The sequence below is a fragment of the Sphaerospermopsis reniformis genome (assembly GCF_005402885.1).
In the GTDB taxonomy this organism is placed as follows: domain Bacteria; phylum Cyanobacteriota; class Cyanobacteriia; order Cyanobacteriales; family Nostocaceae; genus Sphaerospermopsis; species Sphaerospermopsis kisseleviana.
Window position 1 is genome coordinate 1 of record NZ_BJCE01000002.1, and the last position, 24715, is coordinate 24715.

The 24715-nt window shown below is 37.6% G+C and carries 24 protein-coding genes; 15 read left to right on the forward strand and 9 right to left on the reverse strand.

The genetic code is table 11. The annotated features are described in order from the left end of the window. Positions 1 to 785 precede the first annotated feature (785 nt). The 3 genes from FFR48_RS00535 to ychF all read left to right on the forward strand — a co-directional run bounded on the left by FFR48_RS00535 (position 786) and on the right by ychF (position 2518). Complete coding sequence (locus tag FFR48_RS00535) at positions 786 to 1103, forward strand: hypothetical protein (protein ID WP_096571749.1); 318 nt, start codon at positions 786 to 788, stop codon at positions 1101 to 1103. An 83-nt stretch (positions 1104 to 1186) separates the two neighbouring features. Beyond that, positions 1187 to 1387 carry a hypothetical protein gene (locus FFR48_RS29205; protein ID WP_137666009.1) on the forward strand — a complete coding sequence of 67 codons (201 nt, stop codon included), beginning with the start codon at positions 1187 to 1189 and terminating at the stop codon, positions 1385 to 1387. A gap of 39 nt (positions 1388 to 1426) precedes the next feature. Next, positions 1427 to 2518 carry a redox-regulated ATPase YchF gene (gene ychF / locus FFR48_RS00545; protein ID WP_096571751.1) on the forward strand — a complete coding sequence of 364 codons (1092 nt, stop codon included), beginning with the start codon at positions 1427 to 1429 and terminating at the stop codon, positions 2516 to 2518. A 182-nt stretch (positions 2519 to 2700) separates the two neighbouring features. On the opposite strand, the gene FFR48_RS00550 is transcribed toward ychF, so the two are convergent. Genes FFR48_RS00550 through FFR48_RS00555 form a run of 3 tightly spaced genes read right to left on the reverse strand, consistent with a single transcriptional unit; the run spans position 2701 to position 4807 of the window. Further along, the gene (locus FFR48_RS00550) at positions 2701 to 3876 is read right to left on the reverse strand and encodes a DNA double-strand break repair nuclease NurA (protein ID WP_096571752.1); all 1176 of its coding nucleotides are present in this window, start codon (positions 3874 to 3876) and stop codon (positions 2701 to 2703) included. After that, positions 3864 to 3992, reverse strand: a complete 129-nt coding sequence (locus FFR48_RS29945; RefSeq protein WP_268932383.1) for a hypothetical protein — start codon at positions 3990 to 3992, stop codon at positions 3864 to 3866. Before FFR48_RS29945 ends, FFR48_RS00550 begins: the two co-directional genes overlap by 13 nt. A 32-nt stretch (positions 3993 to 4024) precedes the next feature. Then, positions 4025 to 4807, reverse strand: a complete 783-nt coding sequence (locus FFR48_RS00555; RefSeq protein WP_137666010.1) for an HAD family hydrolase — start codon at positions 4805 to 4807, stop codon at positions 4025 to 4027. A gap of 331 nt (positions 4808 to 5138) precedes the next feature. On the opposite strand from FFR48_RS00555, the gene FFR48_RS00560 reads away from it, so the two are divergent. From FFR48_RS00560 to FFR48_RS00570, 3 genes are all read left to right on the forward strand, one after another. Then, the gene (locus FFR48_RS00560) at positions 5139 to 5660 is read left to right on the forward strand and encodes a Ycf51 family protein (protein ID WP_096571754.1); all 522 of its coding nucleotides are present in this window, start codon (positions 5139 to 5141) and stop codon (positions 5658 to 5660) included. Between the two features lie 229 nt (positions 5661 to 5889). Beyond that, positions 5890 to 7041: an iron-containing alcohol dehydrogenase family protein gene (locus FFR48_RS00565; protein ID WP_190346726.1), complete on the forward strand. Its 1152-nt coding sequence runs from the start codon at positions 5890 to 5892 to the stop codon at positions 7039 to 7041. Between the two features lie 184 nt (positions 7042 to 7225). Beyond that, positions 7226 to 8431: an aspartate aminotransferase gene (locus FFR48_RS00570; RefSeq protein WP_137666011.1), complete on the forward strand. Its 1206-nt coding sequence runs from the start codon at positions 7226 to 7228 to the stop codon at positions 8429 to 8431. A gap of 45 nt (positions 8432 to 8476) precedes the next feature. On the opposite strand, the gene FFR48_RS00575 is transcribed toward FFR48_RS00570, so the two are convergent. Together FFR48_RS00575 and FFR48_RS00580 are read right to left on the reverse strand one after the other, a co-directional pair. Beyond that, positions 8477 to 9322, reverse strand: coding sequence for a Uma2 family endonuclease (locus FFR48_RS00575; protein WP_137666012.1), 846 nt, complete (start codon positions 9320 to 9322; stop codon positions 8477 to 8479). Positions 9323 to 9928: 606 nt separating this feature from the next. Further along, on the reverse strand, positions 9929 to 11758 hold the full coding sequence (locus FFR48_RS00580; protein WP_137666013.1) for a bifunctional serine/threonine-protein kinase/formylglycine-generating enzyme family protein: 1830 nt from the start codon (positions 11756 to 11758) through the stop codon (positions 9929 to 9931). 100 nt (positions 11759 to 11858) lie between these two features. Here FFR48_RS00580 and FFR48_RS00585 point away from each other — a divergent pair, with 100 nt between their 5' ends. The 6 genes from FFR48_RS00585 (at position 11859) to arsC (ending at position 17663) form a co-directional block, all read left to right on the forward strand. Then, on the forward strand, positions 11859 to 12182 hold the full coding sequence (locus FFR48_RS00585) for an ArsR/SmtB family transcription factor (protein WP_137666014.1): 324 nt from the start codon (positions 11859 to 11861) through the stop codon (positions 12180 to 12182). A gap of 156 nt (positions 12183 to 12338) precedes the next feature. After that, positions 12339 to 13397, forward strand: coding sequence for a PstS family phosphate ABC transporter substrate-binding protein (locus FFR48_RS00590; RefSeq protein WP_137666015.1), 1059 nt, complete (start codon positions 12339 to 12341; stop codon positions 13395 to 13397). Between the two features lies 1 nt (position 13398). Continuing rightward, entirely contained in the window at positions 13399 to 14415 is a 1017-nt protein-coding gene (locus FFR48_RS00595; protein WP_137666016.1) for an ArsJ-associated glyceraldehyde-3-phosphate dehydrogenase, read from the forward strand. A gap of 94 nt (positions 14416 to 14509) precedes the next feature. Next, positions 14510 to 15772, forward strand: coding sequence for an organoarsenical effux MFS transporter ArsJ (gene arsJ / locus FFR48_RS00600; protein WP_137666017.1), 1263 nt, complete (start codon positions 14510 to 14512; stop codon positions 15770 to 15772). Positions 15773 to 15874: 102 nt separating this feature from the next. Then, a complete protein-coding gene (arsB, locus tag FFR48_RS00605) occupies positions 15875 to 17035 on the forward strand; it encodes an ACR3 family arsenite efflux transporter (RefSeq protein ID WP_137666018.1) in 1161 nt (386 codons plus the stop codon). Between the two features lie 232 nt (positions 17036 to 17267). Continuing rightward, positions 17268 to 17663 (forward strand): arsenate reductase, glutathione/glutaredoxin type, encoded by a 396-nt coding sequence (arsC, locus tag FFR48_RS00610; RefSeq protein ID WP_236103952.1) that lies wholly within the window; start codon positions 17268 to 17270, stop codon positions 17661 to 17663. An 83-nt stretch (positions 17664 to 17746) separates the two neighbouring features. Here the strand turns inward: arsC and FFR48_RS00615 are convergent, their stop codons facing one another. Beyond that, on the reverse strand, positions 17747 to 18553 hold the full coding sequence (locus FFR48_RS00615) for an Rpn family recombination-promoting nuclease/putative transposase (protein ID WP_096572837.1): 807 nt from the start codon (positions 18551 to 18553) through the stop codon (positions 17747 to 17749). A 114-nt stretch (positions 18554 to 18667) separates the two neighbouring features. Between FFR48_RS00615 and FFR48_RS29950 the strand changes: the two genes are divergently transcribed. Together FFR48_RS29950 and dnaK are read left to right on the forward strand one after the other, a co-directional pair. Beyond that, positions 18668 to 18802 carry a hypothetical protein gene (locus FFR48_RS29950; protein ID WP_265586209.1) on the forward strand — a complete coding sequence of 45 codons (135 nt, stop codon included), beginning with the start codon at positions 18668 to 18670 and terminating at the stop codon, positions 18800 to 18802. A 364-nt stretch (positions 18803 to 19166) separates the two neighbouring features. After that, positions 19167 to 21077: a molecular chaperone DnaK gene (gene dnaK, locus FFR48_RS00620; protein ID WP_096571762.1), complete on the forward strand. Its 1911-nt coding sequence runs from the start codon at positions 19167 to 19169 to the stop codon at positions 21075 to 21077. 113 nt (positions 21078 to 21190) lie between these two features. On the opposite strand, the gene dusB is transcribed toward dnaK, so the two are convergent. From dusB to rppA, 3 genes are all read right to left on the reverse strand, one after another. Continuing rightward, positions 21191 to 22243 carry a tRNA dihydrouridine synthase DusB gene (dusB, locus tag FFR48_RS00625; protein WP_137666019.1) on the reverse strand — a complete coding sequence of 351 codons (1053 nt, stop codon included), beginning with the start codon at positions 22241 to 22243 and terminating at the stop codon, positions 21191 to 21193. A 118-nt stretch (positions 22244 to 22361) separates the two neighbouring features. Next, positions 22362 to 22937, reverse strand: a complete 576-nt coding sequence (locus FFR48_RS00630) for an Hpt domain-containing protein (protein WP_137666020.1) — start codon at positions 22935 to 22937, stop codon at positions 22362 to 22364. Between the two features lie 132 nt (positions 22938 to 23069). Continuing rightward, positions 23070 to 23762: a two-component system response regulator RppA gene (gene rppA / locus FFR48_RS00635; protein ID WP_096572838.1), complete on the reverse strand. Its 693-nt coding sequence runs from the start codon at positions 23760 to 23762 to the stop codon at positions 23070 to 23072. Between the two features lie 51 nt (positions 23763 to 23813). Here rppA and hisG point away from each other — a divergent pair, with 51 nt between their 5' ends. Continuing rightward, complete coding sequence (hisG, locus tag FFR48_RS00640) at positions 23814 to 24446, forward strand: ATP phosphoribosyltransferase (protein ID WP_096571765.1); 633 nt, start codon at positions 23814 to 23816, stop codon at positions 24444 to 24446. The last annotated feature ends 269 nt before the right edge of the window (positions 24447 to 24715 follow it).

Sequence of the window (24715 nt, forward strand, 5' to 3'; positions counted from 1 at the left end):
CTACTGTTGTATATGCTATGTTTAAAAAATCACTTATTTCCTGGTAAGTTTTCCCATCATTCATCAACAATAATATTAGTATTTTCTCTCTTACATAAGGATTATCTTGCTCTTTTAGGTGTTTTAACAGCTTTTCTCTCTGTTCTTGAGACAGATGGTTTTTTGCTGGCATAATTCAGAAGCGATCGCTTAGTTACTTAATTCCCTATTATACAATCTAGCTGCACAACAGCTTAGTTTTGCTGACAACTCTGCTTGAGTAAGATTAGCAACTTTGCGAGCATCTATAAGCATCTTGCGAAACTGATTGTATTCGTCACTGAAAACTGATTTAGACACTTAATATTGATAATCTTGATTAAAGTCAGAACATATTGTTGAACTTTTTCCTATCTTAAAACCTAATCTGGGATAAACCCAAAACAGGTTTTTTGAAATAAGCGGAGAAATTTAAAATAGTAGTATCTTGTTGAATCGTTTTGCAATACAAAGTCTCCATTTTAGATATGATTCAGGTGCTTTAACGAAGCTCACCGTAGGTATCACTGTTTTTAGGGATAATGGAAGTGCGTTGGCGGTAGCTTACCGAAGGTATCGCTTTGTTTCTATTTTCAATTCACTAATATGGTATTTTGTCAAGATAATTTAGATGCGTTTCCCCTGATCCGGCAACTGAACTAAATACGGTACAGCAAATTACTCAGGAGCTTTTAAGAATTGATGAATTAATAAATAATTTAATGAGATAAAATGTAGAATATTCTTAGTTGAAAAAATCAAACAACATGAACTTTAAAGACATCAAATCTAGCAAACAAAAACTATTCACCATCATCAAATTTATCTCCATCCCCTTAATTACTGCGGGAATGGGATTAGAAATATGGAACATCGAAACAATCACAACTAGCCACCAATTACCAACTGTATTAAATCCCGTTTTAATCCTTGCTCACATTGCCCTAGCAGCGCATTTTATTGAAGGAATCATCGCCGCTATTTATGCACCTGCTAAAAATCACAACCCCATCAAATATGCAGTTTATACATTTTTTGTAGGAACAGTTGGGTTGTTAGAATTGTGGGAAAATCGTGATCCTTAAAATTTGAGTATAACCATTTGGGAAGATGCCAATAAATTAAGGTATCATCTAGCTTGGGAAAGTCGCATCATGCCAAAATGACCATGACTTATCCCTGTGCCATTTCCATACCCGAACCCCAACCCCTACCAAAACCCGAACCACCCCCGCAACCAAACATTCCTCCTGCGTTCCCAGAACTAGTACCAGAACCCGTTCCCGGACCTATTCCCCAAACCATACCCCAACCCATACCGCAAACAGTACCCAGACCCATTCCCCAAACCATCCCGAAACCTGTTTGAATTATCCTATAATTGCAGTTCAACATCTAAAAATCTAAAATGCTAAGAGCCGGAATAGTCGGACTTCCCAACGTCGGAAAATCAACCTTATTTAACGCTGTAGTCGCTAACGCTAAAGCTGAAGCTGCTAACTTTCCTTTTTGTACCATTGAACCGAATGTTGGCATTGTCTCAGTACCAGATGACCGGTTAAATGTTCTCGCCAAACTTGCCAATTCTGAACAAATTATACCTGCGCGTGTGGAATTTGTGGATATTGCTGGTTTGGTAAAAGGTGCAAGTCAAGGTGAAGGTTTGGGAAATCAATTTTTATCCCACATCCGCGAAGTTGATGCCATAGTTCATGTGGTGCGTTGTTTTGAAAATGATGATATCATTCATGTTGCCGGTTCTGTGGACCCAGTGCGAGATATTGAAACTATTAATTTAGAACTGGGTTTATCAGATTTAGCGCAAATTGAAAGACGCATTGAACGCACTCGTAAACAAGCACGCACCAGTAAAGATGCACAATTTGAAATTACTGTTTTGGAAAAATTAGCAGCAGCTTTAAATGAAGGTAAATCAGTCCGTCAAGTAAGTTTAAATGAAGAAGAATCCGCCATTATTAAAGGGTTAGGACTACTGACAAATAAACCCATTATTTACGCTGCTAATGTTTCTGAAGATGACTTAGCAACGGGTAATGAATTTGTAGAAAAAGTCCGAGAAGTTGCATCTACAGAAAATGCTCAAGTTGTCATAGTTTCTGCTCAAGTGGAAGCAGAATTAGTAGAATTACCAGAGGAAGATAAAGCCGATTTTCTCGAATCTTTAGGTGTAAAAGAAGGCGGTTTAAAATCTTTAATTCGTGCTACTTATACTCTGTTAGGTTTGCGGACATATTTCACTTCTGGTCCTAAAGAAACCCGCGCTTGGACTATTAATGCTGGAATGTCTGCACCTCAAGCAGCAGGTGTGATTCACTCTGATTTTGAACGGGGTTTTATTCGTGCAGAAACCGTTGCTTATGATGATTTAGTCACTCATGGTTCAATGAATGCTGCAAAGGAAAAAGGTTTAGTGAGAAGTGAAGGAAAGGAATATATTGTTAAAGAAGGGGATGTAATGTTATTCCGATTTAATGTGTAGATAAAGAGGTGATAGGTGATAGGTGATAGGTGATAGGCGATAGGTGATAGATGAAATTCAGATCCCTGACTTCTCAAAATAGAATAATAAGAGAAGTCGGGGATCTCAATCTTCAAAATTAATAGGACTTACGCATTATCAATTATCAATTATCAATTATCAATTATCAATTATCAATTATTTTACGCGATACTTCCCCGTTTTCTGGCTTCTTTGTAAGAAATACCAACATTTTTTATACCAGCTTTAATCATTTCCCTTTCTAAAAGCGCAAAGAAATGATTTTTATCGCCACCTCTGACTACAGCTTGATTATGCGCTTCCGCAATTGCTACAGGATAACCGTATCCTTTTTGTACTTGTGCTAACATTAAGCCTAATGCTTGATCTAACATTTGAGAACTATTTGCTACCCAAGCAGGAAACTCGATCCGGGAAATTTCCGTACCTACGTGAACATAACAAAAATAAATTGTTTGTTCTTCATAAAGTTGTAAAATCCTGTTATTACTGCGCCATAAGGGTCCCCTTTGTCCTGGTTTTAGCTGGGTTGTCCATAAAGTCGTATCTCTCAGGTTTTCAAATTTTCTACATGGTACATGATCTAGTTGATCTGGGCAATAACTGATACAGTCAGGGACGGGGTAGGGACAAGCTAACAACCGTAAAAAGTTTGTAGATTCAAGATTACGGGCGGCGCTAAGATAACCAATGATGGGAATTTCGGCTTTTTGTAATTGTTGCCAAGCTGCTAAAATCGGGGGTAAAATGCGATCGCGTGCATCCATCGGTAATTGATCTAAAAACCAGTATATTAACGAACCATCCACCATTGCTAAAGCTGGAACTTCGGTTTTTACACTACAAGCTAATTCAGATAATACCGTAATTTCCGAAGCTGTACGGCGGTTACTCATCCATTCTTCGGTTCTTAAACCCCATTGACGAGCGATATATAAATCTTCTGGCTTATAAAATACTTCCGGTAAACTATCGAGAAGTGGGTGTTTATTTTGACCGTAATGTAAAACGACTCTGCCAATATTTAATAAGTAACAATAAGCAATTTCATGATGGTTAGGGGCAATTTGTGAACCATCGGTAGCGATGACAGTATGAACTTTAGGAGGAACAGGAATATCAATACAAGTTTCTAAAGGTTCGATGGGTGTAGCATTAGCAAAAAGAATGCGATCGCGCCATTTTTCTTGACGTTCCATTAACTCTTGTTGACATTTACAAGCTTGTTTTAAGTGTTCCTTCGCTAACTCTAAACGGCGGTTACTTTCAGCAACTTCTGCGGAAAGATGCTGACTTAAACCTTGCATTTGTCCCGCTAATTTTGTTAAATCAAGCATAATTGGTGATTGGTGATTGGTGATTGGTGATTGGTGATTGGTGATTGGTGATTGGTAAGATTTATTTTTACTCCTGACTTCTGAACTACTATTATCTTCTTACTGTCACCTGTCACCTGTCACCTGATAATTAATATTTACCAATTATTTACCAATGAGAAAAATCTTGAGAAAAATCAGAAAGTGAAATTACCCGAATACGAGAATCATTTTGTCCTGCTTCCCGTTCTGGTTGAGTATTATAACCCCAATCTGCTAAAAATAGTTGCACATCCTTTAAATCAGATTGCTGTTTAACTAACTCTAAGGTTTTGAGTCTATCTTCCACAAACCATAAATTTTCATATTTAATTTTTTCCTGTGAAATTAATTCTCGTAAAGTCTCGTATTTTGGGCGTTTTACTTCCTTACCGAAAATCGCTGTATCTGGTAAATTAACCCCTTCTTGTTGTAACAACTGCTTAACAAAACGCCCTTCTTTTGTGGTGACAATAAATAATTGTACTCCACTTGCAAGAGTTAATTTTAATCTTTCTATCACCCCTGGATAGAACTTATGCAAACTTAACCAACCCTCTAGATCTGTTGCTATCCATTCATCCCGTAAACCATCTAGTTTTTTCATGATTTCTTTAGCTTCTAGATGATCTGCTGTTAAAATTGCTGGGGTAATTTTTAACCAATCTTGTAAAATTTCCTCATCAGTAAAACCATTAATTAAAGCTTTAATTAAAACAGGCATTTCCCAACCAGTTTCAATTACAGGACGTAAACGATAAAATCTTTGAGCTAAATTTTCTGATGATGTCTTCTTACTAGAAGACCAAATTTGACAATAAGTACGCCAAGCTACTTCAAAATATTCAATTAGTCCATCGCAAATCACTCCATCAAAGTCTAAGGCTAAAATTGCGGGATGTTTGACTGTCATGGTTTTAAGGATGAAAACTGCTGTTTTCAGCTTACCTGAATTGGCAATAATTTTTTGTATCAGTTATCAACAGGGAACAGCTATCCGTCAGCTTGTTACATGAAAACTTTGTACCTCCTGCTAACTAGACCTAATGCCCATTTAACCAATCTTAATTAATCAAACTGCATTTGTTTTTTCTTCCGTTTTACCATAAGCTTCGCCCCTACAACTTATGACAAATTAATACATTCTATTTTGGAGAGGTCTATTGACATACCCCCCACCTTAGAAGGGCAAGGCTTTCAACCCATTTTTTTAGTAAAATGGGTATATCCGTAATTAAAACCTTATGCCTACAACAGCTGATTTTCTCCAATACACCCAATGGTCAGGAATTGCTACCATAGCATTTGCAGTCCTGACAATTTTGGCTTTTATCCTCAAATGGGGTATACGCTTTCGGCTGGTGGGTACAACCGGCTTTATGATCGTGTTAACCGCAGGTTTATTTTCCCTGTCTTTAGTACCTCTGAGTCGGACAGTCATTCCCGGTGCTGTTAAATACACCCTAGTTTATGATAACGGTTCTAACCAGGCGGTAATTGCCACAACACCAGAAATTACCCCAGAAGAATTAGAAGCAACTTTACGCCAAGCTGCCAGTAATCTTTATTCCTATGGGCGCTTAGGTGCTGGCGGAAACAACCAACTGACAATTCGCGCCCGTACCATTATCCACCCAGAACCAGGAATATCTATACCAGTTTACTTGGGTAAGGTAGAACGAACTTTGGTAACTCGTGCAGATCCTGAAATGTCCGTAGAAGTTTACTTAGATAAATTTGCACAATTGCCAGAAGCTAAAGCTTAAAATGGTGATTGGTGATTGGTGATTAGGTGTGATCCTGACTGCACCCGCCTTTCACCAAACCAGAGATTTTTTTGTGACTTACAATACAATCAAGATTAATTTTATATTAAGATATTAAAACTTAGGAATTTTCCCTATTAGTAATAGCTTTCTATGGATGTCGCTACCAGAAACCTGAATCATTAGTCTGATTGTATGAAGAATATCAAGTTTTGACATATTATTTATGATACCTAATCAATCTTTTACTCCAGCCTTGTCTACTCAAACCGCTAGTACATTATTGACATTGACCATCGCTCCGGCTAAAGTCATTCGGGGTGGGGGTGTACTCCCTTCCGCAGTGGTGGAAATTACCCGTTTGGGAACTCGTCCTTTAATTGTCGCCGGAAATCGCACTCTCAGTATTTTTCAGGAAAGTTTACAACCGATTTTCCAAGCTGAAAATTTAGATACGGTTGCTAGTTCTTATGGTGCAGACTGCTGTGAAGCAACTTTAAAGGCTTTACGCAAAGCTGCAAAGGAACATAAAGCAGATATCATTATTGGTGTAGGTGGTGGTAAGGCTTTAGATACAGCTAAGTTAGTCGCCCATCAATTACAATTACCAATTGTCACAATTCCTACTTCGGCGGCTACCTGTGCAGCGTGGACGGCTTTATCTAATGTATATTCTGAATCAGGGGCGTTTTTGTATGATGTGGGTTTATGCCGTTGTCCTGATTTACTGATTTTGGATTATGATTTGATTCAAACTGCACCTCAAAGGACATTAGTTGCAGGTATTGGAGATGCGATCGCCAAATGGTATGAAGCATCGGTAAGTAGTGGACATTTACAAGACACTTTAATCATTGCCGCAGTCCAACAAGCAAGAGTTTTAAGAGATATTTTACTGCAAAAATCCGCAGCAGCTTTACAATCTCCTGGTAGTGAAGTATGGAGAGAAGTTGTAGATGCTACCGTATTATTAGCCGGTGTCATCGGTGGTTTAGGTGGCGCACAATGTCGTACAGTAGCTGCCCATGCAGTACATAATGGTTTAACTCATATCTGCGGACATGGTAGCATTCACGGCGAAAAAGTAGCTTATGGGATTTTAGTACAACTGCGATTAGAAGAAATGCTACAAAGTAATCAACTTGCAGATGCAGCAAGACAACAGTTATTAAAGTTTTATGCAGAGATTGGATTACCCAAAACATTAGCAGATTTGGGATTAGGAAATATTACCTTAACTGAATTGCAAACAGCCGCAGAAATTACTTTAGCACCAAATTCTGATATTCACAGATTACCTTTTCCCGTTGCTTTAGAACAGTTAATGGCCGCAATGGTTTCTACTACTGCACCAAATCAATTAAAAGTGAAAAATGGGTGATTGTTGACTGGTGACTGGTGACTGGTGACTGGGGGAAAAATTTTAGATTTTAGATTCTGGATAGTTAATGAAATATAATCGAAAATCCACAATCCTCTCATTGCATCACCAATCCCCAATCACCAATCCCCAATCACCAATCCCCAATCCCCAATCACCAATCACCTATTCCGAGGTTTTTAGAATGAGTTTAAGTTGGATTACTCCCGCAGAAAGAATACAGAAATTACCGCCTTATGTTTTTGCTAGATTGGATGAACTCAAAGCAAAAGCAAGAGAACAAGGTTTAGATTTGATTGATTTGGGAATGGGAAACCCTGATGGTGCAACACCTCAACCGGTGATAGAAGCAGCGATGCAAGCTTTACAAAATCCTGCTAATCATGGTTATCCACCCTTTGAAGGTACTGCTAATTTCCGCAAGGCAATTACTAAATGGTACAATCGCCGTTACAATGTGGTTTTAGATCCTGATAGTGAAGCTTTGCCTTTGTTGGGTTCTAAGGAAGGTTTAGGACATTTGGCGATCGCCTATATCAATCCTGGTGATATTGTCTTAGTACCATCCCCATCTTACCCCGTCCATTTTCGTGGTCCAATTATCGCTGGTGGTGTCATTCACAATATCACTTTAAAGGAAGAAAATAACTGGTTAATTGATTTAAGTTCTATTCCCGAAGAAGTAGCACAAAAAGCCAAAATTCTTTATTTCAATTATCCCAGTAATCCCACCGCAGCCACCGCACCCCGTGAATTTTTTGAAGAAATTGTTGCTTTTGCTAAAAAGTATGAAATTCTGTTAGTGCATGATTTATGTTATGCAGAATTAGCTTTTGATGGTTATCAACCTACAAGTTTATTAGAAATTCCTGGTGCAAAAGATATTGGTGTGGAATTTCACACCTTATCAAAAACTTATAACATGGCAGGTTGGCGGGTTGGTTTTGTAGTCGGAAATCGTCACATTATTCAAGGTTTAAGAACCTTAAAAACTAACTTAGATTATGGCATTTTTTCCGCATTACAAACAGCAGCAGAAACCGCTTTAGAATTACCAGATTCTTATTTACAAGAAGTGCAAACTCGTTACCGCACCCGTCGAGATTTCTTGATAGATGGTTTAGGAAAATTAGGTTGGAATATTCCTAAAAGTAAAGCTACCATGTATTTGTGGGTAAGATGTCCTGTCGGTATGGGTTCTACAGATTTTGCTTTAGATGTACTGCAAAAAACAGGTGTAGTAGTTACTCCTGGAAATGCTTTTGGTCCAGGTGGTGAAGGATATGTAAGAATTAGTTTAATTGCAGATTGCGATCGCTTGGGTGAAGCTTTACAAAGATTTAAACAAGCAGGAATTTGTTATCAACAAGAAGCAGTCGTTTCTGTATAATTAACGTAGGGGTAGCGCCCCCGTGTCTACCCCTTATCCTATCTTTTAAATATCATCAGGATTAACACCTAAAGACCTTAAATAAGCTGCTAACTTCTCCTTTTGTTGTCGTTCTTGTTGGGCAATTTCTTCTGCTTGTTGCTGTGCTAATTTTGCTTGTTGGGCAATTTCTTCAGCTTCTAAACGAGCTTGTTTTTCAACAATAGCTCTTTCATCACCAGTTAACAACAAATTCCCCCCATCATCCCACCAACGTACCCAAGGTACACCGTCATCTTCTATTAAACCTAATTCCACACCCATAGGAGGAATCGAAAAATGTCCTCTTTCATTAAGTTGGATCTTTTGATAACTTCCATCTACTAAACGATAAACTTCTAGTAACGCTTTTCTCGCTTCAAAAATTCCATAGAAAGGAATGCGAATTGCTTGTTCATAAACCCAAAATTTCCCAGCTTTTGCTGTTTTACTGGGAGGAGTTTTATCCCTTTCTTCTTCCCCGTTCCCAGAAACAAATTCAATAGCTATTAATGGTGCTACAAATTCTTTCCATAACACATAGGAGCGCCGATAGTCTCCATTCAGTTTTGGTGGTACATTAGGTACATAAAACCAATCTGGAGCTTCTGCACCTTTTTCTGGTGGATCTGTTAACCGCCAATAAATACCGCTATCCTGTCCAATACAATAGTTACCATCAGGATGTATTTTTTGTAAAATTGGTTCAATGGAACTCGTTAAAACAATACTTTGGGGATGTTCCTGGAAGTTTTTCACGAAAGTACCATCTGAATCAGGTAGTTGTGTATGATCTGGTAATGTAAATTTAGGTGTATGAATATCTTGATTTGTGGGAGTAGTGGGGTTAATCACTGCTTGAGTGCTTTCCATAGTAACTCCAGAATATACATTGAATTAATTTTAACATAAGAGTAGGATTTGATAATTGGTAAATGTAGATGATTTTTGTCTGAATCAGTATATCTAAGATTTGATGATTTACAGGATGGAAAACGCAGATGAACGCAGATGAACGCAGATAATTTGAATTTTCTGAATCAGGATATCCAGGATTTTAGGATTTACAGGATGGGGAGTTATTTGTTATCGTTCAGATTTTAATTGTCTGTATCAAGATTTTTGATGATTGATTATAAATGAATATAATTTCATTCAATGAATCTGAATCAGTGAATATCATTAAATATCAAATTTTCAGAATTTTAATAACTAATTTATTAAATAATTGAAGAAAATAGATATGACAAAAATCCAGTAAATCCTTAAATCCTGGACATCCTGATTATGACAAATACAGTAATAAAAAATAAGACAGAAATGCAACTGTTTACTCAATACTTGTCGGTTAAGCTCAAAACCATGAGATTGGGTAGGTTGGGTTGAGGAACGAAACCCAACATTTACAGGTGTTTGTTGGGTTTCACTTTGTTCAACCCAACCTACAAAAATCCTTAACCGAACAGTATTGACTGTTTACTAAGTCTTAGAAATCAAAACCACACGAAAACCCAAGTCGCTAAACCTAATATCACGGAAGTATCTCCAACGTTCACCAGAACGACAGTTTCTAGCAATCAATAACCAAGAACCTCCACGAACCAGTTTATTTTTTTGAACGTTATTAATCAAATAACTACCATCTATAGGCGCATTCTTATAGTTATCTTGATAATCATCTAAACACCACTCCCATACATTACCGTGCATATCATACAAACCAAAAGCATTAGGGTAAAAACTTCCTACATCTGTGGTTTGTGTACGATATAGACCTTTAGGAGCAGAACCATAAGAATAATTACCATCATAGTTTACCAAATCTGGGGTAATACTTTCACCAAAATAAAAAGGTGTAATCGTTCTGGCTCGACAAGCATACTCCCATTGTGCTTCACTAGGTAAAGTGTATTTTTTTCCTGTTTTTTTGCTTAACTTTTCACAAAAAGCAACCGCATCATCCCAGGTTACTCTTTCAACAGGACGGTTTTCACCTTTGAAGTAAGAAGGATTACTTCCCATAATCGCTTGATATTGTTTTTGTGTCACTTCATATTTACCCATGAAAAAACCAGGAACAGTCACTTGATGTTGAGGACTTTCATTGGAATCTCGTTTTGCTTCAGTTTCCGGTGAACCCATCATAAATGTTCCTCCTGGTATTTCCACCATTTCCAAAGTGACATTATTTCCCAAGTCTTCTGTAAAATATCTTGCAGATGATTTGCGTTTATTGATGATTTTTCCCGATGCGTCGGTGGTGACAACTTCAAAATTAAAAGTATTGAGAGAATTTGAATTTGATTCTTTACCTGGAGTTACAGCAAATAACTTTGATGATATAAACCCTAAAGTAGTGATACTACCAATAGCTAAACCTGTATTTTTGAGAAAATCACGACGGGTTGCAAGTGTCTCTGGAACTTCTAAATCTTTAAGAACTTCATCCGCAGCTTGATAACGTTCATTAACATCAAATTTCAACAACTTATCTAAAACTATCCCCAGTTCCTTACTCACAGAATTAGATGAAGATTTCCGCCAATCATTCACCCATGCAAAACCATTTTTTGCCCAAAGTTCAAAAGGTGAATTTCCTGTGAATAGATGAAAACAAGTTACACCTAAAGCAAATAAATCACTAGCTGGATAAGCTTTACCTTCCTTAATTTGTTCATAAGGACTATAACCGTAAGAACCTATGGTTGTTCCAATTTGCGTGTGAACTGTAGATGTTAATTCTTTAGATGCTCCAAAATCAATTAACACCAATTTACCATCACTTTCTCGGCGCATGATATTCTGAGGTTTAATATCTCGATGAATTACATCACGCTCATGAATAAATTTTAAAATCGGTAATAAATCTAGTAATAATTCTTGAATTTGAGTTTCGTTATATGTTCCTTTTTGGGTTAATTCATTGAATAAATTTTCACCTTTAATAAACTGCTGCACTAAATACAGAAAACCGTTATCTTCAAAATAAGCAAACAGCGCAGGTATTTGGGGATGTTCACCTAAATCTTGTAAGAGTTTAGCTTCTGCGTTGAATAATTCAACCGCTTTTTTTAATGCGTAACTTCCTGATTGTTTGGGTGCAAATTGCTTGATAACACAAGTTTCATTCAGTTTCTGAGTATCTTCCGCTAAATAATTTCTACCAAAACCACCTTCAGTAGATAGCACCCGCAAAACCCGAAAGCGATTGATTAATAATGGTATTAAGGGAGTTCTGCAAGTTTGACAGAATTTGTTATCATCAGGGTTGATAGGTTGGGTACACTCTGGATTTAAGCAGCAGATCATAAACTGTGGCAAAAGACTGTATAACTTTTATAATATAACTTGATTGGTTATACTGTGTCCTATCTTTATATAGGAATCCTCTTTAGTATTTGAGAAATTAATGATCACCCCCACAACTACAACTCCTAGCTTCATTATCGCCGGCTTTCATGCCCTATCTGAACCTATTAGAATTAAAGTAATAGAATTACTGCGTCAGCGTGAACTATGTGTCTGTGATCTATGCGACATTTTAGATATTAGTCAATCAAAACTATCCTTTCACCTGAAAAATCTCAAAGAAGCAAATCTCGTTAATGCCCGTCAAGAAGGACGCTGGATTTATTATAGTCTCAACTTACCTCAATTTCAGGTTTTAGAACAGTATTTAGCCGATATTCACCGTAATCCTGTACTTTCTCCCCGTCGTTCTTGTTGTGAGTAAGCAACACTGGCAAAACCTCTTTCTAGTCTTCAGTAGCCAATCCATCAATTTTTTTTGATTAATTTTTGTGTATTATGCTATTCTCTTACTTGACATATCAAATTTTTTTGAAATGATGAATACAAAGATATATTATCAAGCAGACAGGTAAAGTCAGTGAAAACAACGGCACAAAGATTAGTCCTAGCGGTGGGAATGTTAGCATTAGCCAGCAGTTGTACCAGTACACCTGACACTTCCAGCAATATTCAGCAGTCACCACAAACTGCAACAGCCGCTACTTCCGGGACTGTATCAATCATTAAAATTGACGGTTCAAGTACAGTATATCCCATTACCCAGGCGATCGGCAAAGAATTTACAGCCAACACCAAAAACAACACCCAAGTACAAGTAAACATTTCCGGTACTGGGGGAGGGTTTGAAAAATTCTGTGATGGTAAAACAGATATAAATAATGCCTCTCGACCAATTTCTCAAGCGGAGATGGCAATGTGTAATAAGAATGGTATCAAATACATAGAATTACCCATTGCTTTCGATGCCTTAACCATTGCCGTACATCCGCAAAATGACTGGGCAAAAGATATTACCGTAGCAGAATTAAAAAAAATGTGGGAAGCTGCGGCCGAAGGAAAAATTACCAAATGGAATCAAATACGTAGTTCTTGGCCAGATCGTCCTCTGAATTTATACGGTGCTGGTAAAAAATCTGGTACATTTGACTACTTTACAGAAGCAATAATTGGTAAAGAAAAAGCCAGCCGTAACGACTACACAGCCAGCGAAGACGACGATGTTTTAGTAGAAGGCATCAACAAAGATCCCAACGCCTTGGGTTATTTTGGCTACGCATACTATGAAAAAAACCAAGATAAATTAAAAGTGGTAGCTGTTAATAACGGTAAAGGGGCAATTTTACCATCACAAGAAACAGTAGAAAAATCTAAATATCAACCACTGTCTAGACCTTTATTTATATATGTAAATATTTGGTCTAATCAAAACCAGGGAGATATTTATAAATTTGTAGATTTCTATTTACAAAAAGCACCAACAATAGTTAATTCTGTAGGTTCTGTACCTTTATCAGAGGAAGCCTACAAAATTGATTATGTGCATTTACATAACGGTAAAGCCGGAACAGTATTTGCTGGAAAATCACAATTTGATTTAAGTATTGGGGAATTATTGCGTAAACAAAAGGAATTTTAAAATGACAATTCGTGTAGGAATTAATGGCTTTGGCCGCATGGGACGTTTAGCAGTTCGCGCTGCTTGGAGTTGTCCAGAAATAGAATTTGTACATATAAATGAACTTAAAGGTGGTGCAGTAACAGCAGCGCATTTACTCAAATTTGATTCTGTACATGGAAAGTGGGAAAAAGAAGTTGAAGCTGTAGAAAACAGAGTATTTATTGATAATAAACCCTTAACTTTTAGTGAATATTCCCAACCTGGTGAAGTTCCTTGGGAAGAATTTGGAGTTGATATTGTTTTAGAATGTTCAGGAAAGTTTAGAAGTCCAGAAACTCTTAACCCTTATTTCAAAAGAGGTGTGCAAAAAGTAATTGTTGCAGCACCTGTAAAAGCAGGGGCGTTAAATATTGTTATGGGGGTAAATGATCATTTATATCAACCTGACGAACATCATCTTTTAACCGCCGCTTCTTGTACTACCAACTGTTTAGCACCTGTCGTCAAAGTAATTCATGAAGGCTTAGGAATTAAGCATGGAATTATTACCACAATTCATGATAATACTAATACTCAAACTATTGTTGATGCACCTCATAAAGATTTGCGTCGGGCTAGGGCAACAAGTCTTTCATTAATTCCTACATCTACTGGTTCAGCTACAGCTATTGGTTTAATTTATCCAGAATTAAATGGTAAATTGAATGGTTTAGCTGTGCGTGTTCCTTTGTTGAATGCTTCCTTAACAGATTGTGTTTTTGAAGTTGTGAGACCCACAACAATAGCAGAAATTAATGGTTTATTGAAAGCAGCTTCCGAACAAGAACCATTAAAGGGAATTTTGGGTTATGAAGAACGTCCTTTAGTGTCAATTGACTATAAAGATGATCCTCGTTCTTCCATTATTGATGCCCTTTCTACGATGGTTGTTGATGAAACTCAGGTGAAAATTTTAGCTTGGTATGATAATGAATGGGGTTATGCTAACCGGATGGCGGAATTAGCTAAAAAAGTAGCTTTAAGTTTGCAGAAATAATGGTTTTTAAAGGGTGGGTTTCCTACCCTAAATATTTTTTCTCACGCAGAGACGCAGAGTCGCAGAGAGACAAAGAAAATTAGAGATTTTAATCATGGCTTCTACTACTGGTTCGGGTGCAAATTTAAGAAATTATGCTTTAGTTACCCTGGCTTATTGGGGGTTTACTGTTACTGATGGTGCTTTGCGGATGTTGGTTTTATTGTATTTCAATAAAATCGGTTATACACCTTTACAAATTGCGTTTTTATTTCTGTTTTATGAGGTTTTTGGAATTGTTACTAATTTTTTGGGCGGTTGGATAGGTTCGCAATTTGGATTGAAAGTTACTCTTTATAGTGGTATCGGTTTACAGGTTTTTTCTTTGGTAATGTTGTCTTTTTTAAATCCTGAGTGGGTGCAGTGGTTTGCAGTTTTTTATGTAATGGTAGCCCAGGCATTTTCAGGCATTGCTAAAGATTTAACTAAGATGAGTTCTAAAAGTGCTATTCGTTTGGTTGTTCCTCAAGATGCCCAGTCTTCTTTGTTTAAATGGGTGGCTGTTTTAACGGGTTCTAAAAATGCTTTAAAAGGCGTTGGTTTTTTTGTTGGTAGTGCTTTGTTATCTGTATTTGGTTTTGTCAATGCTTTGTTAATTATGGCAGGTGGACTATTTTTAATTATGTTCACTGGTTTATTATTACCCCAGGGTATGGGCAAAATTAAGAAGAAGGTTAAATTTAGTCAACTGTTTTCTAAAAGTCAGGAAATTAATATTTTATCTGCGGCTAGGTTCTTTCTATTTGGTTCGCGGGATGTGTGGTTTGTAGTGGGTTTACCTGTATTTTTACGTGAGGTTTTAGGTTGGTCTTTTTATCAAGTGGGTGGGTTTTTAGCTTGTTGGGTAATTGGCTATGGAATTGTGCAATTTTTAGCACCTAATTTATTACAAAAATTCGGTTCTGGTCGTCCACCGGAATCTCAAACTATCCAGTTTTGGACATTTACTTTAACTGCTGTTCCTTGTGCGATCGCTCTTGCTCTCCAAATCAATTTACCTGCTAATATAGTTATTATTAGTGGACTACTTTTATTTGGTGTGGTATTTGCCTTTAATTCCGCAGTTCATTCTTACCTGGTTTTGGCATTTACTGATGATGATAAAGTAGCCTTAAACGTTGGTTTCTATTATATGGCTAACTCCGGTGGTCGTCTTGCAGGTACAGTATTATCCGGTTTAGTTTATCAATTATTTGGTTTAGTTGGTTGTCTGTGGACATCAATGGTTTTTGTCTTAGCAGCAGCTTTAGTTTCTCTCAAGTTACCTAACCCCCAACCTAGTAAAAATATTGCTTGGAAAGGTGGAGATGGAGAATAGAAATTAAGTGACAGTTGACAGGTGACAGTTGACAGGTGACAGATGTTAATTTCCTTGAGTGTGTAATGTTGCTGTGAATTTATTAGAGTTTTGGAGGACTATATGAATCTACATCACGGAGACAATATAACTCCAATCAAGGCTAAAAGCAATCTCAGCTTTTTTGAAAAATACCTCACTGTTTGGGTGTTTATTTGTATCTTAGTAGGAATTGGTTTAGGTCGTTTATTTCCAGGTATTGCTGTCACACTTGACGCTATTAGTATTTATCAAGTTTCCATTCCTATTGCTATCTGTCTGTTTTTCATGATGTACCCGATCATGGTGAAAATAGACTTTACCCAAGCTGTAAATGCCCTGCGTGCGCCAAAACCTGTAATTCTCACTTTAGTCATGAATTGGTTAATTAAACCATTCACAATGGTAGTATTTTCTCAGTTCTTTTTAGGTTGGTTATTTAAACCATTAATTACAGGTACAGAAATAATTAGAGGTAGTGAAATTAGTTTAGCTAATTCCTACATAGCTGGTACGATTTTATTAGGAATTGCGCCTTGTACCGCAATGGTTTTAATGTGGGGATATCTTGCCTATGGAAATCAAGGTCATACATTAGTAATGGTAGCAGTTAATTCTTTAACTATGCTATTTTTGTATGCACCGTTGGGGCGATGGTTACTAGCAGCAAATGATTTAACAGTACCTTGGCAAACTATTGTTTTATCGGTGTTAATTTATGTTGGTTTGCCTTTAGCAGCAGGAATGTATAGCCGTTATTGGATTTTTAAATATAAAGGTAGACAATGGTTTGAAAGACAATTTTTAAAATATCTTTCTCCTGTGGCAATTTCAGCTTTGTTAATTACTTTAGTTTTGCTATTTGCTTTCAAAGGAGAATTAATTGTTAAAAATCCTTTGCATATTTTATTAATAGCTGTTCCTTTGTTTATCCAAACTAATTTCATTTTTTTAATTAGTTATGTAGCCGCATTAAAATTAAATATATCCTATGAAGATGCAGCCCCAGCAGCTTTAATTGGTGCTAGTAATCATTTTGAAGTTGCGATCGCCACAGCAGTCATGTTATTTGGTTTAAATTCTGGTGCAGCACTAGCAACGGTGGTAGGGGTTTTAATTGAAGTTCCGGTAATGTTGATGTTGGTGGAATTTTGTAAACGCACAGCAGCATGGTTTCCCAGAGAACCGGAAAAAGCGACATTACCAGATCCGCGTTGTATTAATGTTTTTAGTGCTAATAATTAGTTGATCAAGATTTAGGAGAAAACAGGAGCATACCAATGAAAGAAAAAATAAACTTAGCCACTCCAAAAACTCTCTAAAACTCTCTTCACTTTGTGTCCTTTGCGTTCTTTGCGGTTCGTTATATAATTTTGTGCATCTTCATACAGAATTGGTATTAGATGTTATCAAACATATCAGGTTTGATTTTTCCAGTCTGTGTCTTCTGTGTTGGTTGTTTATCAATTAAAAAACCATGAAAAAAGTAATGTTTGTGTGTAATAAAAATTCCCGTCGTTCCCAAATGGCGGAAGGTTTTGCTAAAACTTTGGGACAGGGAAAAATAGAAGTTTATAGTTCTGGTTTAGCAGCCAGTGAAGTAGATCCAATTACTGTACAAGTTATGTTAGAAGTGGGCATTGATATTAGTAGTCAAACTTCTAAACCTTTCACAAACTTTAACCCAGAAGATTTTGATACTGTGATTTCTTTATGTGGTTGTGGGGTAAATTTACCCCAGGAATGGTTATTAAGAGAAGTGTTTGCAGATTGGCAATTAGATGATCCTCAAGGTGAGAATATTGACACATTTCGGCGTATCAGAGATGAGGTAAAGGAAAGAGTTATTAAATTAATTGCCGATTTATCCTAGCATTCAGCTATCAGCAGTCAGCAATCAGCTAAAATTCCTCATCAATCCCAAATAATAGCTGATTACTGATGACTGATTACTTACTAATTTTGCATCCCTTCAGCAATTTTCTGCACAGTTTCAACTGTTAAATTCAAAGCCTGGGCAATTTGTTCCACAGTTAAATTTAAAGCTAATAATCTAGGAACAGCTTCTAATTTTGCTTCCAAGCTTCCTTCTTCACGTCCTTCTTCACGTCCTTCTTCACGTCCTTCTTGATAAACCTTTGTTTGTTTCAAATCACTTAGACTAAACATAGCTTCCATCTCCTTTCTACTCATTCTAGGAAACTTGTAAACCAAGATAGTTTCTACCAATTCTAATAACTGTCGTTGTTTGTCATGATTGATTTCCTGCTTGGTTCTGTTGATTAACTCTTTAGCTGTGGTAATTGTTTTGTTTTCATCTTCGATGATTAATTTTATCGTAGCAATACCAATGGGTAAAGATGCACTTTCACCCAGTTCATCTAGATAAATTCGGCTGACACGCTGACTGGTGAAAAATTCACTGTAATGTTGAGTATCTGCTGTATCTAAATTGCGACTGGGATAAATAACAACCCCCCTCCAAGGATTTTGAGGTTGATATTGACGTAGGTATAAAAAAACTTCCGAGAATAAACGGTAATAAATTCGCGCATCGTCTTGAAACTGCACTTCCACGAAATAAATCGGGTTTTGTACATCTTGTTTTGGTAGAAAAACCCCATCTATGCGAAAAGCGGTTTGTTTAATTTCCACAGATGAGAATTTATAGGCCGCTGCGGTTTGTGTTTTCTGACCAATTAATTCAAAAAATATACTCGGAAACTCTTGAAAAAGTCGGTAAAATATGCTGTCAGTTTTCACTATGGATAATTGAGATTTGGGAAATTGCCACTGGGAAAATTTTACTTTTGCTAAGTAACTCAACCTGAAAAAACGTAATATCCATATCCCCAACTTCTTTAAGAAATCAGGGATATGTCCACTTTATACACTTCTATTTTACTTTTAATTATGTTGACCTACTTGTTGCTGATTTACCATCATTATTTATTCTCTCCCCAATCACCAATCACCAATCACCAGTCACCAATCACCATTATCCCACTTTGACGGCAAATACGACTTAGAAATTACGGTTCACCCCAATTCCTGAACGTATTAATTCTCATACATTATTCAGAGTAACAGCAGTTCAATCCATGAACCAACTAAAAACAACCTTTAAAATAAACCGTCCCATCCAAGGTTCGGGAGGTTCGGGAAACCACCCTTCATGGACTGGCTACATAAGTTCAGTATATATATCAGCGTAATTTGTGGTTTTCACCCCAGACTAGCGCAACCATGCTGGACTGACTGCTTATTTTCAATCAGTTGGTTCAAAAGGTTCAAACATAAGGTTCAAATATAAGGTTCAAACATTTAGTCCTTTATAATCCCATTCATTTGTAGTTATACGGAAGCAGCACCCAAAATGGCAAAAGTAGTAGGAATTGACTTAGGTACAACTAACTCTTGCGTAGCAGTGATGGAAGGTGGTAAACCCACTGTAATTGCTAACGCTGAAGGTTTTAGAACCACACCATCTGTTGTGGCGTTTGCGAAAAATGGTGATAATTTAGTAGGTCAAATCGCTAAACGTCAAGCGGTGATGAACCCCGAAAATACTTTTTATTCTGTAAAACGTTTCATCGGTCGCCGTTTTGACGAAGTTACCAACGAAGCTACAGAAGTTTCTTATAAAGTTCTCAGCAGCAGTGGTAACGTTAAACTAGATTCTCCCGGTGCTGGTAAGCAATTTGCACCAGAAGAAATTTCCGCTAAAGTTCTCCGCAAACTGGTAGAAGACGCTAGTAAATATCTGGGTGAAACCGTTACCCAAGCAGTTATCACCGTTCCTGCTTATTTCAACGACTCCCAACGTCAAGCAACCAAAGACGCTGGTAAAATCGCTGGTATTGAAGTATTACGGATTATCAACGAACCTACCGCCGCTTCTCTAGCTTACGGTTTTGATAAAAAGAGCAACGAAACCATCCTGGTATTTGACTTAGGTGGTGGTACATTCGACGTATCTGTATTAGAAGTTGGTGATGGTGTATTTGAAGTATTAGCAACCTCTGGTGATACCCACTTGGGTGGTGACGACTTCGATAAAAAAATAGTTGACTTCTTAGCAGAACAATTCAAAAAAGCAGAAGGTATTGACCTCCGCAAAGATAAACAAGCTTTACAACGTCTGACTGAAGCTGCGGAAAAAGCCAAAATTGAACTATCCAGCGTTACCCAAGCGGAAATTAACCTTCCCTTCATTACCGCTACCCAGGATGGTCCAAAACACCTGGATACTACTTTAACTCGTGCAACTTTTGAAGAACTTTGTTCCGATTTAATTGACCGTTGTCGCATTCCTGTAGAAAATGCTCTCAGAGATGCTAAGTTAAACAAGAGCAATATTGATGAAGTTGTTTTAGTTGGTGGTTCTACTCGTATTCCCGCAGTTCAGGAAGTAGTAAAACGGGTGTTGGGTAAAGACCCTAACCAAAGCGTTAACCCTGATGAAGTGGTAGCTGTGGGTGCTGCTATTCAAGCGGGTGTGCTTGCTGGTGACGTTACAGGTATCTTGTTGTTAGACGTAACTCCTCTATCCTTGGGTGTGGAAACCTTGGGTGGAGTGATGACCAAGATTATTCCTCGTAACACAACTATTCCTACCAAAAAATCTGAGGTATTCTCCACTGCGGTTGATGGTCAAACCAACGTAGAAATTCATGTTCTGCAAGGTGAACGGGAGTTTGCTAACGATAACAAGAGTTTGGGAACTTTCCGCTTAGATGGTATTCCTCCTGCTCCCCGTGGTGTACCTCAAATTGAAGTTACCTTTGACATTGATGCTAACGGTATCCTCAACGTTACTGCAAAAGATAAGGGAACTGGTAAGGAACAATCTATCAGCATTACTGGTGCTTCCACCTTGGATAAAAATGATGTGGAACGCATGGTACAGGAAGCTGAACGCAACGCATCTGCGGACAAAGAACGTCGTGAGAAAATTGAACGCAAGAACCAAGCTGACTCTTTAGCTTACCAAGCTGAGAAGCAATTGGAAGAATTAGGTGATAAGGTTCCAGAAGCTGATAAAACCAAGGTTCAAGCTTTGGTGAAAGATTTGCGGGAAGCAGTAGCTAAGGAAGATGATGAGCAAATCAAGAAACTCACACCAGAATTGCAACAAGCGTTGTTTGCAGTAGGTAGCAATATCTATCAACAAGCTGGTGGTGGTGCTGCTCCTGGTGCTGAAGGTCCCGGTGCTGGTGGTGGTTCTACTCCTCCTTCCGGTGGTGGTGATGATGTGATTGATGCTGATTTTACTGAGAGTAAGTAAGCGGTGATTGGTGATTGGTGATTGGTGATTGGTGATTGGTGATTGGTGATTGGGAAGAATACAAATAACTCCAATCTAAAATCTAAAATCTAAAATCTAAAATTTTTTCCCAGTCACCAGTCACCAGTCCCCAGTCCCCAATCTTCTGGTTCATAACCGGAGGATATTTTTTCTATTGCTTTATCAATTAAATCTAAACCTTGTTGCACGGTTTCTACTAAACTTAATTGTCCGCGCAGGTCTGCTGCACCCGTGAAACCTTTAGCATACCAGGTGAGATGTTTACGGGCTTGACGAACTCCGCGATCGCCTTTATACTCCCATAAAGCATAAAGATGTTCTCTGGCACATTGTAAACGTTCTATGGGTGTGGGCGCTGGTAATAATTCCCCAGTCTTTAAGAAATGGTCAACTTCACCGACTAAAAACGGATAACCCAAAGTTCCACGGGAACACATCACCCCATCTGCACCGGTTTCTTCTAAACATCTTACCGCCGCTTCAACTGAGAAAATATCCCCATTTCCAATTACAGGAATAGATAAGATTTCTTTTACCTTGGCTATCCATTCCCAACGAGCGTTACCATTGTAACCTTGAGCGCGGGTTCTACCATGCACGGTAATCATTTTTGCACCCGCATCTTCCATTCTTTTAGCAAAGTCAAGAATGGTAATTTCTTTATCATTCCAACCAATGCGGGTTTTCACGGTTACGGGAACATCAACAGCTTTCACAACTTCCCGCACAATAGCTTCAGCTACTTCCGGTTGTCTTAATAAGGAAGAACCACCACCATTTTTAGTGATTTTATTAACTGGACAACCCATATTAATATCAACAGTATCCGCACCTTCTGCTACTGCTTTAACTGCTGCTTCGGCTAAAAAATCAGGACGACAATCAAATAACTGAATACTAATAGGGCGTTCGTTGGGGTCTACCTCCATAATTTTTGGTAGTTGTTTGACATAATGCAACCCCGTGGCGTTTACCATTTCCGTATACATCATTGAATCTGGTGCATAACGCCGCACTAAACGCCGAAATACCAAATCTGTCACCCCGGATAATGGTGATTGTAACACCCGGCTTTTGACTTCAAATGAGCCGATTTTTAAAGGTTGGGAAAGTCGAGCTTGAAGAGTGGGGGACAGTGAAAGCATAAGAATAATTCAATAAATTCAATCAATTAAATGAAGTATAATGACTAGAAACAAAGTACATACAGAAAAGTCAAGTACCTTCAAAACGTCTTCGATCCTGCCTTTTGCCTCTTGCCTATTACTTACATTCTAGCTGTAAAGCTGCTTCAACTCTTTGATATTCTGTCATTGCTTTGGATAATTTTGATGGGGCTTCTGCTAAGTTTTTATTACGACCAGAATCTTCTAAATCTTTACAAAATTCAGATAAAGTCTTAGCACCGACAATAGCACTACTAGATTTGAGAGCATGAGCTTCTAATTGTAGTGTTTTTGCGTCTCCTTGAGTAATAGCATCCTGAATCGACTGCAAACGCTGAGGCGTATCCTCCAAATAACATTGTATTATTTCTATAAATTGTTCTGCGTCATTATTGCAAATAATGTCTTTCAGTTCTTTTAAAGCCGAAGCATCAAGTATATTATTAGGCATATTTTCAACAATTTCAATATTACTCACACCTTGTTTTTGACAATTACGTAAAGCGTTTGTTAAATCATCAATTCTAATTGGTTTTGTAGTGTAGTCATTCATCCCCGCTGCCAGGCATTTTTCCCGATCTCCTTGCATAGCATTAGCAGTTATCATACCCAGAGACTGACATTGTAACATCAAGGCTTGGCGATTGATGATATTATCGTCAACTATTAGCACTCGTTTATTAGCAATTAATTCTTGGTTATAAAGATAAGTTTGTACATTAATTTATCCAAACTATTTATTTTTATATAGAAAAATATACCAAATCAGTAATTCTTACAAGAAAAATTATGGTTAAGTTTTGTATTATTCGATCACCGTAGATCCGAAACGATACCCTTTACCGTAAACGGTGTGAATTAGTGCAGATTCTCCACCTATCTCAATCTTACGACGTAACAGGCGAATTAAGGCAGCAATGACATTACTTTCTGGTTGTTCGTCATCGGTCCACAAATGTTGCATAATTTGGCTGTGTGTAAGTAACTGTCCTGCATTTTCCATAAAATATTTGAGTAGATGGCTTTCTTTTTGCGATAGCTCAATTATTCTCCCTTGACGATAGGCTATCTGATTTTCTACATCCAGTTCTAAATCAGCTACTACTAAGCGTCCGACTGTGGTACTGTAAGCATCAAAACTAGAACGACGTAACAAAGCACGGACTCTTGCTAGTAACTCCCGCAGTTCAAAAGGTTTAACTAAATAATCATCTGCACCTGCATCTAAACCTTGCACCCGATCATCTAAGGTATCTTTAGCGGTGAGAAATAGTACAGGGGTAGTTTTACCTTGAGTGCGTAATTCTTGACAAATTTCTAAGCCTGTTTTTCCTGGCAACATCCAATCTAAAATTAATAAGTCATAGGTTTTAGTTTGTGCCAGTTGTCTGCCGCTTATTCCTTCATAAGCAGCATCCACAGTATAACCTTCACGAGTTAAGACACGACTCAAGGGATCTGTGAGTTCGATTTCATCATCAACTAATAAAATTCTCATGTTGCTTGTGGTGAGATAATAAACCGCAAAGACAAAGATATCAAAAAAATAATGCTGACTGTCGCACTACCAAAAGGGGAATTACTTAAAAATAGCATCCGCTTGCTGCAATCTGCGGGATTGGACTTTAGTGGTTTTTTAGATGCTGGAAACCGCCAACTACAAATTCCTGATGCTAGTGGACAAGCTAAAGGTCTGTTAGTACGAGCGCAAGATGTACCTGTTTATGTGGAATATGGTCAGGCGCAATTGGGTATTGTGGGTTATGATGTGCTACGAGAGAAAAAACCGCAGGTTGGACAATTAGTTGATTTGCAATTTGGTTATTGTCGGATGTCTGTGGCGGTAAAAGCTTCTAGTTCTTACAAATCTCCTTTAGACTTACCTGCTCATGGTCGAGTTGCTTCTAAATATGTTAATTGTGCGCGGGAGTATTTTCAAAGTTTAGATTTACCGATTGAAATAGTTCCTTTGTATGGTTCGGTGGAATTAGGACCGATTACGGGTATGTCTGAAGCTATTGTCGATATAGTTTCTACAGGACGAACTTTGCGGGAAAATGGTTTAGTGGAAATTGCGACTTTGTATGAAAGTACGGCGAGGTTAATTGTTCATCCTTTGAGCTATCGTTTGAATATGGGTAATTTACACAAAGTGGTGGAACAGCTAAGAGTTAATAATTGATAATTGATAATTGACAATTGACAATTGTTTTATTCAAGGTTTAAAACCTCCCCTTGAAAGGTGTAAAAACCCAAAATTCTGCTTTTTCAATCCTCTTCCTTTCAGGGAGAGGTGATTGTCATATCATGTCGTGAGGATAGTTGACAGGTGACAGTTTTAGACAGTGGGTAAGTTTTAATTTTTAAGCTGTTGTGCAAGATTTTTTAATTTTTACCCTCAAAACTCTTGCATTGTTTGAAAGTCAAAATAGCTCAAATTCTTTAACTGTA

Coding starts and splice junctions, on each gene's coding strand:
- FFR48_RS00535 (WP_096571749.1), top strand. CDS start 786: ATGAACTTTAAAGACATCAAATCTAGCAAACAAAAACTATTCACCATC.
- FFR48_RS29205 (WP_137666009.1), top strand. CDS start 1,187: ATGACTTATCCCTGTGCCATTTCCATACCCGAACCCCAACCCCTACCA.
- ychF (WP_096571751.1), top strand. CDS start 1,427: ATGCTAAGAGCCGGAATAGTCGGACTTCCCAACGTCGGAAAATCAACC.
- FFR48_RS00550 (WP_096571752.1), bottom strand. CDS start 3,876: ATGCTTGATTTAACAAAATTAGCGGGACAAATGCAAGGTTTAAGTCAG.
- FFR48_RS00555 (WP_137666010.1), bottom strand. CDS start 4,807: ATGACAGTCAAACATCCCGCAATTTTAGCCTTAGACTTTGATGGAGTG.
- FFR48_RS00560 (WP_096571754.1), top strand. CDS start 5,139: ATGCCTACAACAGCTGATTTTCTCCAATACACCCAATGGTCAGGAATT.
- FFR48_RS00570 (WP_137666011.1), top strand. CDS start 7,226: ATGAGTTTAAGTTGGATTACTCCCGCAGAAAGAATACAGAAATTACCG.
- FFR48_RS00575 (WP_137666012.1), bottom strand. CDS start 9,322: ATGGAAAGCACTCAAGCAGTGATTAACCCCACTACTCCCACAAATCAA.
- FFR48_RS00580 (WP_137666013.1), bottom strand. CDS start 11,758: ATGATCTGCTGCTTAAATCCAGAGTGTACCCAACCTATCAACCCTGAT.
- FFR48_RS00585 (WP_137666014.1), top strand. CDS start 11,859: ATGATCACCCCCACAACTACAACTCCTAGCTTCATTATCGCCGGCTTT.
- FFR48_RS00595 (WP_137666016.1), top strand. CDS start 13,399: ATGACAATTCGTGTAGGAATTAATGGCTTTGGCCGCATGGGACGTTTA.
- arsJ (WP_137666017.1), top strand. CDS start 14,510: ATGGCTTCTACTACTGGTTCGGGTGCAAATTTAAGAAATTATGCTTTA.
- arsB (WP_137666018.1), top strand. CDS start 15,875: ATGAATCTACATCACGGAGACAATATAACTCCAATCAAGGCTAAAAGC.
- arsC (WP_236103952.1), top strand. CDS start 17,268: ATGAAAAAAGTAATGTTTGTGTGTAATAAAAATTCCCGTCGTTCCCAA.
- FFR48_RS29950 (WP_265586209.1), top strand. CDS start 18,668: ATGTCCACTTTATACACTTCTATTTTACTTTTAATTATGTTGACCTAC.
- dnaK (WP_096571762.1), top strand. CDS start 19,167: ATGGCAAAAGTAGTAGGAATTGACTTAGGTACAACTAACTCTTGCGTA.
- dusB (WP_137666019.1), bottom strand. CDS start 22,243: ATGCTTTCACTGTCCCCCACTCTTCAAGCTCGACTTTCCCAACCTTTA.
- rppA (WP_096572838.1), bottom strand. CDS start 23,762: ATGAGAATTTTATTAGTTGATGATGAAATCGAACTCACAGATCCCTTG.
- hisG (WP_096571765.1), top strand. CDS start 23,814: ATGCTGACTGTCGCACTACCAAAAGGGGAATTACTTAAAAATAGCATC.